This is a genomic window from Streptomyces chryseus, assembly GCF_014650755.1.
GTDB classification, from domain to species: domain Bacteria; phylum Actinomycetota; class Actinomycetes; order Streptomycetales; family Streptomycetaceae; genus Streptomyces; species Streptomyces chryseus.
Genome location: NZ_BMVO01000004.1, coordinates 190,117 through 205,238 on the forward strand (window position 1 = coordinate 190,117; position 15,122 = coordinate 205,238).

Consider the following 15,122-nt stretch of genomic DNA (forward strand, 5'->3'; position numbering starts at 1 on the left):
TCAGCGCGGCGGCTGAGCCCACTGGGCGCGGGCGGCGTCCAGAGCGCGGCGGTAGGCGGCGTAGCCGTCCTCGTAGACCGCGCGGGACTCCTGGCGCGGCTCCACCGTGCGGAACCGCTGCGGCATGGTCTCCGGTGCCTCGCCGAGGAAGCGCCGCGCCACCCGCACCGCGCCGAGCGCGCCCACCTCGTTCTCCAGCGGGATGCGGACCGGGCGCCCCAGGACATCGGCGAACAACTGCGCCCACGGCCCGGAACGGGTGCCGCCGCCGCAGGCCGCGAGGGTGCCGGTGAGGCCGGCGGCCTCCAGGCAGTGCCGGGCGGCGTAACCGATCGCCTCGCACATGGCCCGTACCGCGTCGGCACGGGTGTGGGCGAGGGTGAGGCCGTCGAGGCGGCCGCGGGCGGCCGGGTCCACGAACGGGGCGCGCTCCCCCGCGTCGGAGAGGAAGGGCAGCGCGGTGACGCCGTTCGCGCCCGGGGGGCTCTCGGCGAGCAGCGTGTCGAGGTCGGCCGTGCCGGCGCCGGTGAACGCGAGGAACCATTCGAGGGCGGCGGTGCCGACCATCGCGGGCATCGCGCGCAGCCAGCGGCCGGGATCGGGGGTGCACAGCCACATGCCGGCCGGTTCGGTGGAGGCGTCCGACCGGGCGCGGTCGGTCAGGACCTGGCAGGCGAGGGTGGTGCCGACGATCAGCAGTCCGTCGCCGACATCGCGTACGCCACTGCCTATCGCGCAGGCCGGCAGGTCGTACGGACCCGCCGTGAGCGCGAGCCCCACGGGCAGCCCGAGGAGTGCGGCGCCGTGGGCGTCGAGCGTGAGGACGGTTCCGGGCGGCGCCGGGGCGGGCAGCAGGCGCGCCAGGTCCTCGATCCCGCAGGCGGCGAGCGCCTCGGTCGCGTACGTGCGGCTCACCGGGTCGAGGAACGGCAGGGTGGCGTCCGACGCGTCCACGCCGGCCCGGCCGGTGAGGCGCTGGGCGACCGCGTCGACGCAGTAGCCCGCGGTGGCGGCGCGGAGCAGGGTCTGCGGCTCGTGCTCCCGAAGGTGCGCGAGGAGCGGGGCGTGGCAGCCGGGGAACATGCCGGATCCGGTGTGCTTGTACACCTCCTGGGCCGTGCCGTCCGCCAGCCAGCGGGCGACGAGGTCCGAGGCGCGGCCGTCCATCCAGGAGATGGCGGGGCGCACCGCGCGGCCGTCCGCGTCGCGCAGCCACAGGCCGTCGCCCTGGCCGGTGAGGGCGAGCGCGGTGGGGGGAACCGGAAGGGCGGCGGCGGTCTCCCGTACGACCTCGGCGACCGTACGGACGACGTCGTCGAGGTCCTGTTCGACGCGGCCGCCGGACAGCCGCACCACACTGCTGCGGCGGGTGGCCGAGGCCAGCGGGTTCGCTTCGCCGTCGAAGGCGACGGCCTTGGTCACGGAGGTGCCGATGTCGACGCCGATGATCACGCTCATGGCCGTGCGGCCTCCTGGACCTCGGGGTTGGCGGGGTGCGCGAGCGCCTCGCCGCGTACGAAACGGCCCGCCTCACCGGCGGTGATGGCGGCGGCGCGGTGGGCGGTCTGCCGGGTGGCGCCGGCCAGGTGGGGCGCGGTGACGACGTTCGGGGCGTCGTGCAGCGGCCAGTCGGCGGGCGGGGGTTCGACGTCGTACACGTCGAGGGCGAGGGCGCCCAGGCGGCCGCTCCGGAGCAGGCCGGGCAGCGGGGCGTAGTCGAGGAGGCCGCCGCGGGCGGAGTTGACCAGCACCGCGCCCTCGGGGAGCAGGTCCAGTTTGGCGGCGTCGATGAGGTGGTGCGTCTCGGGGGTGAGGCGGGCGTGCAGGCTCACCACGCCGCTGCGGCGCAGGAGTTCGTCGAGTGCGACCGGTTCCACGCCGTCGGCGCGGGCGGCGTGCGGGTCGGTGTAGGGGTCGGCGACCAGGACGTGGGCGCCGAAGGCCCGCAGGACGCGGGCGACGATGCGGCCGATGGCGCCGTAGCCGACGAGTCCGACGGTGGCGCCGTCGAGTTCGATGCCGCCCTCTTCGTACGCGTAGAAGTCGCCGCGCCACTTCCCGCGCTTGAGTTCGGCGTCGGCGGTGGTGATGCGCCGCATGGCGGCGAGCATCAGACCGATGGCGAACTCGGCGGCCGCGGGGGCGTTGCGGCCGGGCGCGAAGGAGACGGCGACGCCGTGCCGGGTGGCCGCGGCAAGGTCGACGTTGACGGGCCCGCCCCGGGATACGGCGACCATCCGCAGGTCCGGACAGGCGGTGAAGACCTTCTCGGTGAAGGGCGCCATCTGGGTCACGCAGATCTCGGCGCCGTCGAGCGCCTCGACGAGTTCTTCCTCGGAGCCGCTCGCCTCGTGGACGTCGCCGACCGGGCCGAACGGCTCGTGGGGCCAGGGCAGGGTGAGTTCGGTGATCTCGTGGGCGGCGCCGAGCTCCTCGCGCAGCGCGGCGCGCAGGAGGTCGGGGCGTACGAAATGATCGCCGGCAGCGAGGATGCGCATGGGGCGGGGCCCTTCTCGGGGGTCGCGGTGGCGGTGCGCGTCTGGCGTTGCCGCAGCGCCACTAACACTGGCGCTGATAGATTTAACATCATTGTTTTGAAGAATCAATGGACCGGCGCTGCCTCCGGGGGCCGCGCCGCCGCGGCTCAGGGGAGAGATCGTCCATGGCAGCACGCCTGTTGCTCGTACGGCACGGAGAGACCGAGTGGCACGCGGAGAACCGGTACGCCGGCGTCTCCGACGTCGCGCTGACCTCGAAGGGGCTGCGCCAGGCCGAGGAGCTCGGGCAATGGGCGCGGGACCGGGGGGTCGACGCCGTGGCCTGCTCGCCGGTCAGCCGCGCCCGGCTGACCGCCCGGCCCGCGGCGGACGTGCTCGGCGTGCGGCCCGAGGTCGTCGAGGGGCTGCGCGAAGTGGACTTCGGCTGGGGCGAGGGCCGCACCATCGCGGAGATGTCCGCCGAGGACCCTGAGGCCGTACGACGCTTCATGGAGGACGCCGAGCTGGGCGCCTTCCCGGGATCGGAGCCGGCGTCCGAGGCGGCGGCCCGCGCCTCCACCGCGCTGCGCGGCATCGCGCGCGAGCACGCGGGCGGCACGGTGCTGGTGGTGGCCCACAACACCCTGCTGCGCATGGCGCTGTGCGCGATGCTCTCCATCCCGGTCGGCCGCTACCGCCTGGTGTTCCCCCGGCTCGACAACGCGGCGGTGACCGAGATCGAGGTGAGCGACGCGGACACCGCCCTGCGCTCGCTCAACGTCCCCACCTGGGCACCTCTCCACGGCGGTACGCGAAACTTGGGCACATGACGACGACCGGCGCCCAGGCCCGCAGGCAGATCATCACCGAGCACGTCCTCAAGCACGGCACGGCGAGCGGGGCCGAACTCGCCGAGCTGACCCGCGTCAGTCTGATGACGGTGCACCGGGACCTGGACGAACTGGCCAGGCGCGGGGTGCTGCGCCGGTTCCGGGGCGGGGTCTCGGCGCTGCCCTCCACCGTCTTCGAGTCGAATCTCGACTACCGCCTCGGCGTCAACAGGGCCGAGAAGGAGGCGATCGCCCGGACCGCGTCCGAGCTGGTCGAGCCGGGCATGTCGGTGATGCTGGACGACTCCACGACCGCGCTCGCGCTGGCCGCGCTGCTGGCGGACCAGGCCCCGCTGACGGTGGTGACCAACGCCCGGCGGGTCGTCGACGTGTTCGCCGGCCACGAGGAGATACGGCTCATCTCCCTCGGCGGGGAGTACTCGCGCACCCACGACTCCTTCCTCGGCGTGCCGTGCCTGGAGGCCATCGAGGCGCTCTCAGTCGACATGGTGCTGGTCTCCACCTCGGCCATGGACGCCCGGATGACGTACCACCAGGAGCAGGACGTGGTGCTGGTCAAGCGGGCGATGCTGGCCTCCGGCACGCGCAAGGTGCTGCTGATGGACCGTACGAAGCTGGCCAGGACCGCGCTGCACCGGCTCGCCCCCCTGGAGGACTTCGACCACCTGGTGGTGGACGCCGGGGTGGACGGGGAGCTGCTGGCGGCCCTGGGGGAGCGTACGGACGTCCGCGTCGCACCCGCCGTGTGACAACAAGGTTCTTAAACTCTTGCGTGTTAATTTCACAGAGGTCATGATGCATTCCGGCGCGGCCGTAGGTCCGCGGGCCAGGGCACGTCACTGTGGAGGCACGAGCAATGAGCAGCACCGCCACATCCGCCGCGCGCGCGGGAGAGACCGTCTGGGATCGCGTGGGAATTCCGAGGCCCCTCCTCTTCGGGTTCATCGGCGTCCTGATCTTCATGATCGGCGACGGGGTCGAGTCCGGCTTCATCGCGCCGTTCATCGAGGGCAACGGCGCGGGCAGCGAGGTCCGCGCGAGCTACGTGATCACCGCGTACGGCGTCACGGTCATGCTCGCCTCCTGGCTGTCGGGCGCGTTGTCCGAACTGTGGGGACCGCGGCGGGTGATGCAGCTCGGCCTCGCCATCTGGATCGTCTTCGACATCCTCTTCCTCGCGTTCGGCGCGGCCCAGGACAACTACGCCCTGATGCTGCTCTTCTACGGGCTGCGCGGCTTCGGCTATCCGCTCTTCGCGTTCTCCTTCCTGGTGTGGGTCACGGCCACCGCTCCGGTCGCCCGGCTCGGCGCCGCCGTCGGCTGGTTCTACTTCGCCTTCACCGGCGGCCTGCCCACCCTCGGCTCGCTCACCGCGTCCGTCACCAACCCCCTCTTCGGGAAGTTCGGCACGCTCTGGGTGGCGCTCGCCCTGATCGCGATCGGCGGCGCCTTCTGCCTGCTCGGCGTACGGGAGCGGACCGGGTACTCCCGGCTCGCGCCGCCCGGGGTGAAGCCGGTGCAGTCGCTGGCCCGCAGCCTGTCCATCGCCTGGACCCACCCGAAGGTCGCCGTCGGCTGCGTGGTGCGCGTCATCAACACGGCTCCGCAGTTCGGCCTGTGGGTGATCCTCCCGGCCTTCTTCACCGACGAGATGGGCTTCAGTGACGGCGACTGGCTGCGACTGCTGTCGATCATGTTCGCCACCAACATCTTCTTCAACCTGCTCTTCGGGCTGGTCAGCGACCGGATCGGCTGGCGTACCACCATCGGCTGGTTCGGTGCGGTGGGCTGCGCGGTGAGCGTCCTCGCCCTGTACTTCGTACCGAAGCTGATGACCGACAACTACTGGGTCGCGGTCGGTGTCGGCATGGTCTACGGCGCCACGCTCGCCGGTTTCGTCCCGATCTCCGCGCTGATGCCGTCGCTGGCCCCGGAGAACAAGGGCGGCGCGATGGCGCTGCTGAACCTCGGCGCGGGCGGCGCGGCCTTCGTGGGGCCCGCGATCGTCTCGCTGTTCCTCGGGCCGCTTGGCCGGGACGGCGTCGTCCTGATCTTCGCCGGCCTGTACGTCGTCGCCGCCGTCCTCACGCTCTTCCTGCGGCTGCCGCGAGCGTCGGAGGAGGCCATCGCGCAGGGCAAGTCCCTCCACGAGGCCGCCGTGCCGGTCGCCGCCCGCGCCACCACCTGACCCGAAGCCCCCGTCTCCCGCACCCGGAAGGACCCGTCCCGCGATGAGCCCCACCGCCGACGCCCCCCGCTCCCCCGTCCCCGTCGTGGCCGGCATCGACGTGGCCACCGCCGCGGTGCGAGTGGTGTGCGCCGACGCCCGCGGGCGGGTGCTCGCCGAGGGCCGGGCGGCGCTCCCCCCGCCGGTGCGCGGCGCGGGCGGGCGCAGCGAGCAGGACGCCCGCGCGTGGTGGCCGGCCACCGCCGCGGCCCTGCGGCAGGCCACCGGGGCGCTGCCGGGCGGCGGCGCCGAGGTGGTGGCGGTCGCTGTCTGCGCCACCTCCGGGACCCTGGTCCCGGCTGCCCCGGACGGGGAGCCCGTGGGCCCGGCGCTGATGTACGACGACCGGCGGGCCGCCGACCTCAACGCCAAGGCGCAGGAGCTGGGCGCGCGGCGCTGGCGGGCACTGGGCCTGACCGTCGGCCCGACGGCCGCGCTCGGGAAGCTCGTCTGGTGCGCGAACCGGGCGCTCCCCGGCCACCTCGTGCTGCACACCCCGGACCTGCTCGGCCGCAGACTCACCGGGCACCCGGTCGCCACCGACTGGAGCCACGCCCTGAAGACCGGGTACGACCCGCGCGCGGGCGAGTGGGCCGGCGAGGTCTTCGACGCCTTCGGTGTCTCCCCCGGTCTGCTGCCCGCCGTGCACGCGCCCGGCTCCGAGGCGGGGACGGTCTCGGCGGAGGCGGCGGCGGAGACCGGCCTGCCCGTCGGCTGCCGGGTCCGGCTGGGCATGACGGACGGCTGCGCGGGCCAGATCGCCACGGGCGCCGTGGAACCGGGCCAGTTCGTCGGCGTACTGGGTACGACGTACGTACTGAAGGGCGTCACCCGTGAGCTGGTCACCGATCCGTCCGGCGCCCTCTACAGCCACCGCCACCCGGACGGCTGGTGGCTGCCCGGCGGCGCGTCGAACACCGGCGGCGAGGCGCTTTCGGCCGTGGACCCGGCCCGGCTGCCCGGCCTGGACGCGGCGGCGGACGCCCGGGGTCCGGCGTCGTGCCTGAACTATCCGCTGCGGCGCGACGGCGAGCGGTTCCCCTTCGTCTCGGGCGACGCCCGGGGCTTTGTGGCCGGAACGCCGCGCGACGAGGCCGACGGGCACCGGGCCGCGCTGGAGGGCGTCGCCTTCCTGGAGCGGCTCGCCCTGGAGCGCGTGCGGGCGCTGGGCGTCGAGGTGCGCGGACCGCTGCACGCGGCGGGCGGCGGCAGCCGCAGCGATCTGTGGACGCGGATCCGCGCCACCGTGCTGGGCCGGCCGCTGCGGGTGGCCGAGCGGGCCCAGACGGCGTTCGGGGCGGCCCTGCTCGCCGCCGCCGGCACCCTCCATCCGGACCTGACCGCGAGCGCGGCGGCCATGACGGCGGCCGGGCGGGCGGTGGAGCCGGTGGAGCGGGAGCGGGCGGCGCTGGACGAGTCGTACGAGCGCTTCGTCGCGCAGCTGCGCGCGCGGGGCTGGCTGGACGCGGGGTGAGCGGCCTCGCTCACCGTCTGGCGTAACGGACGAGGAGTACGCCGTTGCCGAACGTCCGGGTCTCCACCAGCCGCAGACCGACCCGTGCGTCCGCCACGGGGAACAGAGGTCGGCCCTTACCGATGAGCACCGGATGGATGCACAGGTGGTACTCGTCGATCAGGTCGTGGCGCATGAACGATTCGGCGAGGTCGGCGCCGCCGATCGCCATGTCCCCGCCGGGCCGCGCCTTGAGCTCGTTGATCGCGTCGGGGTCGACGTCCCGCACGACCGTGGTGTTCCAGTCGGCCCGCTCCAGCGTCCTGGAGAACACGAACTTCGGCATGTCCCGCCAGATGCCGGCGAACTCGGCCGTGGGGCCGGCGTTCGCGGGATCGGCGTCGGCGGTCGGCCAGACGTCGGCCATGAGCTCGTACGTGCGTCGCCCGTGCAGGAAGGCACCCATGGCGCTGAGGCGTTCGTTGAAGTAGCCGTGCAGTTCGTCGTCGACCAGGTGCCAGTCGATCTGCCCTTCGGGGCCCTCGAAGAAGCCCTCGAGGGACACCGACATCATCAGAATGATCTTTCGCATCGCAGTCCTCGCCGGGTCGTCAGGGCTCGCGGATGCGGACAGCGTGAGGTGCGGGGACCCTGTAGGGGTGGGGGCGACCAGCTAGGAGGCTAGCTCATGTCCATGATGGACAAGCTCAAGCAGATGATGAAGGGCCACGAGTCCCAGGCCGGGAAGGGCACCGACAAGGCGGGCGACGCCGTCGACGACCGGACCAAGGGCAAGTACAGCGGCCAGGTCGACACCGGCCAGGAGCGGCTGCGCAACGAGTTCGGCGGGGACCAGGGCACCGGCCAGGACCGGCCGCCCCAGCCCTGACCTCAGCATTGCTCCGGTGAGGGCGCGACAGACTCTGTCCCGCCCTCACCGCGTGCTGTCTCCGGGCGCCCGCCGCCCGTCCTCCCCCGCCGGCAGATGGACGACCACCAGGGCGAGCCCCGCGACGAGGAAGTTCCGGGTGGCGGCCTCCAGCCCGTTCCAGTCCTCCGACTGCCACATGGCGAACCACTCGCCACCGACGGCGATGAAGCCCGCGCCGAAGAGCAGCAGCACCATGAGCAGGCCGAGGCTCGCCGTACGCCTCGCCCGGGCGAAGCCGCCGCCGCGCAGGGCGACGGCCCACCGCACGCTCGCCGCGATCAGGACGAGCGCGGCCACGGTCTCCCACACGATGATCGCGACGTACGCGACGTCCTGCACCGTCCTCGACTCGACGGCACGCCACATCAGGTCCTCGTCCTTGAACGTGGTCTCCATCGCCAGGACGTGCCGTACGAACTCCTGGTTCGTACCGAAGTCCGTGATGTTCCCGAAGGCCACGAGCGCCATGTAGAGCGCGACTGTGGCGACGAGCCCGGTGGCCGCGACCGCGAGAGGCCGCGCGGCTGAACCTGGGTTTCTGGCAGTCATGTGCACCTCTCCATAGGGGAGTTGAGGGACCGGGCGTCGTCCGGCCCTCCTTCAAGTGTCCCGGATCCGGGGCGGCTGTGAAGGCGTCGGCACTCTGGTAGATGTGACCTGTGCACGTCATACTTCACGGGCCGGTCGGGCGGTCGGCGATCACTGGCCGACCGAGGGAGAGCAGGCACATGAGCGTGGACCGGCGCACTTTCCTCACCGGAGCGGCGGCGGTCTCCGCGACCGCCCTGCTCGGATCGACGGGAGCCGTCGCGGCGCCGCGGACCCTGTCCGTACAGGACTGGATGGCGGGCCTGGGTGATTCCACTCCGATCCAGCGGCTGACGATCCCCGGCACCCACGACTCGGGCGCCCGGGTCGGCGGCCCGTGGGTGGCCTGCCAGAACACGGCCGTCGCCGATCAGTTGCGCGCCGGCATCCGCTTCCTGGACGTACGGTGCCGGGTCACCGGGGACTCGTTCGCCATCCACCACGGCGCGTACTACCAGAACCTGATGTTCGGTGACGTGCTCATCGCCTGCCGGGACTTCCTGCGCGAGCGCCCCTCGGAGACGGTCCTGATGCGCGTCAAGCAGGAGTACTCGGAGGCCGCCGACGCGGAGTTCCGCCGGATCTTCGACCTCTACCTGGACGGCAAGGGGTGGCGGCCGCTCTTCCGGATCGACGCGGGACTGCCGGCGCTCGGACAGGCGCGGGGCAGGGTCGTCCTGCTGGCCGACAACGGCGGACTGCCCGGTGTGCGGTACGGCGACCCGGCGCTCTTCGACATCCAGGACGACTACATGGCCGAGCCGGGCGCCAAGTACCCCAAGATCGAGGCCCACTTCCGCAAAGCCGCCCAGCAGCCGGGCAAGCTGTTCCTGAACTACGTCAGCACGTCGGCGCTGCTGCCGCCCCGCTGGAACTCCGACCGGCTCAACCCGAGAGTGCACGGCTTCCTCGACGGCGCGGAGGCCGGCGGCTGGACGGGGCTGGGCGTGGTGCCGATGGACTTCCCGAACACCCGCCCGGGCTTGGTGGAGTCCCTGATCCGGCACAACGCCGGGTCCGCCCGGCGGAGCCACACGGGTGAGAAAAGGCGTCAGGTCCTGGACTGGGCGCGCTGAGCCCGCTAGACCAGCGGCGATGACCATGCCTCTTCCGTGTGGCGGCGCCGCGGCCACGCTCACCGATCCGAGCGTCCCCCTGACGCGTGCCGCCACGACCGCCCGGTTCGGAGCGTCACGATGTACCTGACTCGCAGCACGCCCGCCCGGCGGACACCGTCCGTACGGCCCGTGGAACCCGGACGGCCCGGGCGGCGGGCCGACGGACGGCGCGGAGCGGCGGCAGTCGCGCTGGCCGGCGCGGCGCTCCTGTACAACGGCTGGCTGCTGGAGCTGTCCCTGCCGACGGGCCTGGATGCCCGGCACTCGTACGTGAGCGAACTCTTCGCCGCCGACCAGCCCTTCAGGGCGCTGTTCGGCGGCATGGAGATCGCGTGCGCCGTACTCGTCATGGCGGGAGCACTGCTGGCCCGTGACCTGCTGCCGGGGGCGGCCGCGCGCGGCGGCTGGTGGGCGCTGTGCGGATTCGGGGCGTCCTCGCTCGCCGACGTCATGCTGCCCATGGGCTGCGCGCCCTCCCTGGAGCCGGCCTGCCGCGCCGTGCATCCGTGGCACACGGTCACCAGCGGGCTGGTGCACTTCTTCCTCTTCGTCTCCATGGTGCTGTTCTGCGTGGCGGCGGCGTCCGCACCCTCCCGGACGCCGCTGATCCGGCGCTGGGCCCCCCTCCTGCTGGCCGGCGCGCTCGTCTCCGCCGTCAGCACCGTCGGCCCGCTGATCGGCAGTCCCGGCTGGCACGGGCTGCCGCAGCGGGCGCATCTGCTGCTGGTGGGGCTGTGGTTCGCCCTCCTGGCCCGCGCACTGCGCGTGTCCGGCGGCGGTCGGGCGCAGGGAGCCGCGACCGGACCGCTGCCGGGGATCGCACCGCCGCAGCACCCGGAGAACCGGCCGGCCGGCCGTACCTCCTGAGTTCCCGCGAACCGGAGGAAGCGCCGCGTGGCATCCGTACTCTCCGTGCTGTTCGCCGTGCTCACTGCGGTCGGCAACGCCACCGGCACGGTGCTCCAGCGGGTCGCCGCGCGGCGAGTGCCCCCGGGTGACGCGTTCAGTTTCCGGCTGATCCCGCACCTGGTGCACAGCGCGGCATGGCTCGGTGGCATCGCCGTCATCGTCGTGGCCGCGGCGTGCCAGGCGCTGGCCCTGACCCTGGGCTCGATGTCGCTCGTACAGCCCATCCTGGTGAGCGAGCTGCCCTTCACCCTCCTGATCGCCTGCATGGTCTCCCGCCGTCCCCTTCCGGCGGCCGGCTGGACGGCGGCCGGAATGATCGCCGTCGGTCTCGGTGTCGCCCTGGCCGCCGCGTCTCCGTACGAACGCCACTCCGCGGTCTCGCCGGCCGTGTGGGCGCTGACCCTGGTGACGACCGGGGGCGCCATGACGGCCTGCGTACTGGCCGCCCTGCCGCGGCCGCGGGGCATGGCGCGCGCGGCCCTGTTCAGCTCGGCCTCCGCGATCGGCTACGCCCTGACGGCGACGTTGATGAAGTTCTCCACCACGACGTTCGAACAGCACGGCTTCGGCGCCTTCTTGGCCTGCTGGCAGACGTACGGCTTCGTGGTGGCGGGCGCCTGCGCGCTCTTCCTGCTGGCCAATGCCATGGAGTCCGGCCCGCTGGTGGCCTCCCAGCCCGCGCTGACGCTGGGAGAGGCACTGGTCAGCGTGGCTCTCGGGATGCTGGTGTACGGCGACGAGGTGCGCACGGGGTGGTGGCTCGTCCCCGAGGGCATCGGCGCGGTGATGGTCACCTGGGGCGTACTGCTGCTGCCGCGGGTCAGGACGGAGGAGCAGGACACCCCCGCGACCTGACGACGGCGGTGCCCGCGCGGCACGGCGGGCCGCCGTCGTGGGCCGGCCGGAACCCCCCTTCTGCCCTGCCCGGATGGCGCAACAGCCGCACATGCCCCTTTGATGGTGCAAAGCGTGCGTCCAGGTGGCGCACGACAACCGAACGGTGTGTGCCACCGGAAGTACGGCGAACGGAGCCGCGCCATGACAACCGACCCGACCAAGCCCCCCACGCCCAGCAACGACGACCGCTCGCAGCCGCCCGACGACGCGGCGGCGTACGTGGCCGCCGCCTACGCGGCCGCCAGGGACGAGGCCGCCGCCCGGAGCGCCCGCGCGAACGAGGCCGCCCCGCGCGCGACCCCGGCGGACGGGGCCGCCGGGCACGTGACCCCGGCGGACGACACCGCCGCGCGCGTACCCCCGAGGGACGAGACCGCCGCGCGCGTCGCCGTGGCGAACGAGGACGCCGCCCGGGTGGCCGCCGCGAAGGCCAAGGCCGCCGACGGGAGTGCGGCGGACGCCGGGCCGCAGGACCCGGACCTGGACCCGGGCGAGGAACCCATACGGACTCTGCTCTGGACGGCGGCCACCTGTAGGCCACTGGAGGAGGTCGCCGCGCTGGTGAGCCTGCTCAGGCACACCGGAGAGGTTCCCAGCCCCGGCGACGAGGCCCTGCGCGCGGCCGCCGTGGCCCGCCCGCTGGACGAGGTCCGGCAGCTGGTCGCCATGCTCAACGAGGCGCCGCACGAGGTGGACGAGGCCGACACCACGCTGCGCGCCGCGGCCGTGGGCAGGCCGATCGAGGACGTGGCGCAACTGGTGAGCATCCTGGGTCACGAGGAGAGCGACCACGCGCACTCCCCCGCCGCCGAGCCCGCCGCCGCGCGGAAGAGCCCGGTGAAGACCGAGGCCGTGACGACGCCGCTCGCCGGCAGCCGCGACGCCGCCGCCGAGCCGGCCGCCGGCGCGGAGCGGCCGGGCGGCCGCACCCCGTGGCCTACCGTCGGCACCCGGGGCACGGTCCCGTCCGTCGGCGACGCGCTCGGCGACGACACCCCCTCGCCGGCCCTGCGTTCCGTACTGCGATGGCCCGCGGCGGTGCTCCTCTTCGCCTGCGGTGTGATCCACCTGCCTACGGACTTCGCGCACCTGCGCTCCGGCGGCTACGCGGACGCGCTGTCCATCGCCGTCACCGTGCTCTGCCTGGTGTTCGGCGTGTGGCTGGCCGTACGGGACACCGTGCGCGTCTGGGCGGCGAGCGCCGCGACCGCCATCGGCATCGTGGCCCTGCACGCGCTGGCGAGCGTCGGCACGGTGGACCTGCTGGAGAGCAGTCTGGGTGAGTCCTTCGCGTGGGCGGACGCCGCGGCGGTGTCCTGCGCCGCGGTCGGCGCGGTCCTCGCCGGTTCGGCCCTGCTGCGCCGTCAGAAGGAGCCCGACACGGCGAACGGCGCCTGACGGTCCGGCAGGGACGGGCCGAGGCACCAGCGGCATCGGTACGGAGGGCGGCCGGGTCCCGGCCGCCCTCGCCGGCGTTCACGGTCGGCGCGCCGGCGTCGCACAGCCGGGACCTGTGACGGCCCGCGTCCCGGGGTACGTCGCCCGTGAACGCCGCACCACTCGAATGCGGTGATCAAGAAAGCCGCGAAGCGGGCATATGACGCGGCATATGAACAGTCATCAGCCTGAGCTCCGCGCCGCCGCCCGGCGGCTGAGACGCCGCCATTTCCTCACCCTCACCGCGGCCGCCGCCGCGCTCGCCTTCGCGACCGACCTGCCGGCCGCCGGTGCGGCCAGTGCGGCCGAGCTGGACCCGAGGAAGATCACGGAGAACCCGTTCACGCTGGGCGTCGCCTCCGGGGACCCGCTGCCCGACAGCGTGCTGCTGTGGACCCGGCTGGCCCCTCGCCCCCTCGAACCCGACAGCGGCCTGCCCGACAAACGGGTGCTGGTCACCTGGGAACTCGCGCACGACGAGGCGTTCCTGCGCCGGGTCACGGGCGGAACCGTCACGGCGCACCCCGAGTTCGACCACACCCTGCACGTCGAGGCCACCGGCCTCGCCCCGGACCGCCGCTACTACTACCGCTTCCGCACCGGGACCTGGGCCAGTCCGACCGGCCGTACCCGCACCGCGCCCGCGCGCGACGCCGTGAAGTCGCGGCTGCGCCTGGCCGCCGTGGCCTGCCAGGCGTACCACCACGGCTACTACACCGCGCACCGGCACCTGGCGGGCGAGGACGTGGACCTGGTCGTCCACCTCGGCGACTACCTCTACGAGTACGCCGTCGACGGCGCCGGCGGCTCCCGCGCCTACACCGACCGCCATCTGCCCGCGCACTTCGACCGCGAGACGACGACGCTCGCCGACTACCGGCTGCGGTACGCCCTCTACAAGTCCGACCCGGACCTGATGGCGGCGCACGCCGCGCACCCGTTCGCCGTCACGTGGGACGACCACGAGACCGAGAACAACTACGCGGACGAGACCTCCGAGGACAACGTCCCGCCCGAGGAGTTCCTGCTCCGGCGCGCCGGCGCCTACCGGGCGTACTGGGAGAACCAGCCGCTGCGCTCTCCGCAACGGCCCGACGGCGCGGACATGCGGCTCTACCGGCGGCTTCGTTTCGGCCGGCTCGCGCAGTTCGACATCCTCGACACCCGCCAGTACCGCTCGCAACGGGCGTACGGGGGCGGCTGGCACAAGCCCGGCCCGGAGTCGGAGGCCGCGTCGCGCACCATGACCGGCGAGACGCAGGAGCGCTGGCTGCTCGACGGCTGGAAGGATTCGGGCCCGACCTGGAACGTCGTACCGCAGCAGGTCACCTTCGCGCGGCGGCGTGATCTGCCGACCGCCGACTACAAGCTGTCCATGGACGCCTGGGACGGCTACCCCGCCGCGCGCAAACGGTTCCTCGACGGAGCCGAGGCGGCCGGCGTGCAGAACCTGATGGTGCTGGCGGGCGACGCCCACGTCGGATACGGCTTCGATTTGAAGAAGGACTTCGACGACCCGGCCTCGCGCACCGTCGGCACGGAGATCGCCACCACCTCGGTCTCCAGCGGCAAGGACGGCTCCGACAGGCCCGCCAACTTCGACAACCTCGTCGCAGCCAACCCGCACCTGAAGTTCTACAACGGCCGTCGCGGCTACACCGTCATCACCCTGGAGACGGAGCGGGCCCGCGCGGACTTCAAGACCGTCTCGGAGGTCACCAGGCCGGGCGGGACGCTCACCGCGGCGGCCTCCTTCGTCACCGAAGCCGGCCGGCCCGGTCTCACCCCTGCCTGACCCCCGCAGGGGTTGTCACACGTACCGTGCGGGTACCCCTAAGGCGCGAAGACTCCGCAGGTCAGCGGGGTTGTGGACACCCAGGAACGAGGTGTGTGCGATGAGTGAGAAGCAAGCGCGCGATCCGGACCGCGGGCCCCGCCCGCGCACGGAGAAGGGCCCCGGCGCGCACTCCGGCGCCGAGCGCCAGGCACGAAAGAGTCGTACCCGGCACGGCGAGCGCCCGCGAGGGCTACCCGGCCGAGGGCGGCACGGCGGACGGCGAAAGCCTGGCCGGGGTGGAGTCCTCCGGCGAGGACCCGGGCGCGCGGCGCTCCGGCGAGGGCGAGGTCACCGACACCCCCGCCCGCCGCAAGCGGCACAGGTGACGCCGCTGTCACCCGTACTCCCCGCACACCACCGTCCCGGGCCCCATCACCCGTGTGGAGTGCCTGGGACG

General features: G+C 73.4%; 15 protein-coding genes. 11 read left to right on the forward strand and 4 right to left on the reverse strand.

The features are described 5' to 3' along the window. Positions 1-1,458, reverse strand: coding sequence for an FGGY-family carbohydrate kinase (locus IE185_RS09830; RefSeq protein ID WP_138897750.1), 1,458 nt, complete (start codon positions 1,456-1,458; stop codon positions 1-3). After that, positions 1,455-2,498, reverse strand: a complete 1,044-nt coding sequence (locus IE185_RS09835; RefSeq protein ID WP_138897749.1) for a 2-hydroxyacid dehydrogenase — start codon at positions 2,496-2,498, stop codon at positions 1,455-1,457. Before IE185_RS09835 ends, IE185_RS09830 begins: the two co-directional genes overlap by 4 nt. Before the next feature lie 164 nt (positions 2,499-2,662). On the opposite strand from IE185_RS09835, the gene IE185_RS09840 reads away from it, so the two are divergent. The 4 genes from IE185_RS09840 to IE185_RS09855 all read left to right on the forward strand — a co-directional run bounded on the left by IE185_RS09840 (position 2,663) and on the right by IE185_RS09855 (position 7,029). Then, positions 2,663-3,307, forward strand: a complete 645-nt coding sequence (locus IE185_RS09840) for a histidine phosphatase family protein (RefSeq protein ID WP_138897748.1) — start codon at positions 2,663-2,665, stop codon at positions 3,305-3,307. Further along, positions 3,304-4,077, forward strand: coding sequence for a DeoR/GlpR family DNA-binding transcription regulator (locus IE185_RS09845; RefSeq protein ID WP_138897747.1), 774 nt, complete (start codon positions 3,304-3,306; stop codon positions 4,075-4,077). The genes IE185_RS09840 and IE185_RS09845 overlap by 4 nt, the downstream gene beginning before the upstream one ends. Before the next feature lie 107 nt (positions 4,078-4,184). Further along, entirely contained in the window at positions 4,185-5,516 is a 1,332-nt protein-coding gene (locus IE185_RS09850; protein WP_138897746.1) for an MFS transporter, read from the forward strand. Positions 5,517-5,559: 43 nt separating this feature from the next. Continuing rightward, positions 5,560-7,029, forward strand: coding sequence for an FGGY-family carbohydrate kinase (locus IE185_RS09855; protein ID WP_189715000.1), 1,470 nt, complete (start codon positions 5,560-5,562; stop codon positions 7,027-7,029). Between the two features lie 10 nt (positions 7,030-7,039). Here the strand turns inward: IE185_RS09855 and IE185_RS09860 are convergent, their stop codons facing one another. Beyond that, complete coding sequence (locus tag IE185_RS09860) at positions 7,040-7,600, reverse strand: dihydrofolate reductase family protein (RefSeq protein ID WP_138895545.1); 561 nt, start codon at positions 7,598-7,600, stop codon at positions 7,040-7,042. Positions 7,601-7,696: 96 nt separating this feature from the next. Here IE185_RS09860 and IE185_RS09865 point away from each other — a divergent pair, with 96 nt between their 5' ends. Continuing rightward, positions 7,697-7,897: an antitoxin gene (locus IE185_RS09865; protein WP_138895544.1), complete on the forward strand. Its 201-nt coding sequence runs from the start codon at positions 7,697-7,699 to the stop codon at positions 7,895-7,897. Positions 7,898-7,942: 45 nt separating this feature from the next. Here IE185_RS09865 and IE185_RS09870 read toward each other — a convergent pair whose 3' ends face one another. Further along, entirely contained in the window at positions 7,943-8,488 is a 546-nt protein-coding gene (locus IE185_RS09870; protein ID WP_138895543.1) for a DUF2165 domain-containing protein, read from the reverse strand. Positions 8,489-8,667: 179 nt separating this feature from the next. Here IE185_RS09870 and IE185_RS09875 point away from each other — a divergent pair, with 179 nt between their 5' ends. From IE185_RS09875 to IE185_RS09900, 6 genes are all read left to right on the forward strand, one after another. Beyond that, positions 8,668-9,603 carry a phosphatidylinositol-specific phospholipase C gene (locus IE185_RS09875; RefSeq protein ID WP_138895542.1) on the forward strand — a complete coding sequence of 312 codons (936 nt, stop codon included), beginning with the start codon at positions 8,668-8,670 and terminating at the stop codon, positions 9,601-9,603. Between the two features lie 120 nt (positions 9,604-9,723). Next, a complete protein-coding gene (locus IE185_RS09880) occupies positions 9,724-10,512 on the forward strand; it encodes a DUF998 domain-containing protein (protein WP_138895541.1) in 789 nt (262 codons plus the stop codon). Between the two features lie 27 nt (positions 10,513-10,539). Further along, entirely contained in the window at positions 10,540-11,409 is an 870-nt protein-coding gene (locus IE185_RS09885; protein WP_138895540.1) for a DMT family transporter, read from the forward strand. Positions 11,410-11,592: 183 nt separating this feature from the next. Then, entirely contained in the window at positions 11,593-12,849 is a 1,257-nt protein-coding gene (locus tag IE185_RS09890) for a hypothetical protein (protein ID WP_229843426.1), read from the forward strand. A gap of 211 nt (positions 12,850-13,060) precedes the next feature. Next, on the forward strand, positions 13,061-14,683 hold the full coding sequence (locus tag IE185_RS09895; RefSeq protein ID WP_373303701.1) for an alkaline phosphatase D family protein: 1,623 nt from the start codon (positions 13,061-13,063) through the stop codon (positions 14,681-14,683). A gap of 104 nt (positions 14,684-14,787) precedes the next feature. Further along, a complete protein-coding gene (locus IE185_RS09900) occupies positions 14,788-15,051 on the forward strand; it encodes a hypothetical protein (protein ID WP_229843427.1) in 264 nt (87 codons plus the stop codon). The last annotated feature ends 71 nt before the right edge of the window (positions 15,052-15,122 follow it).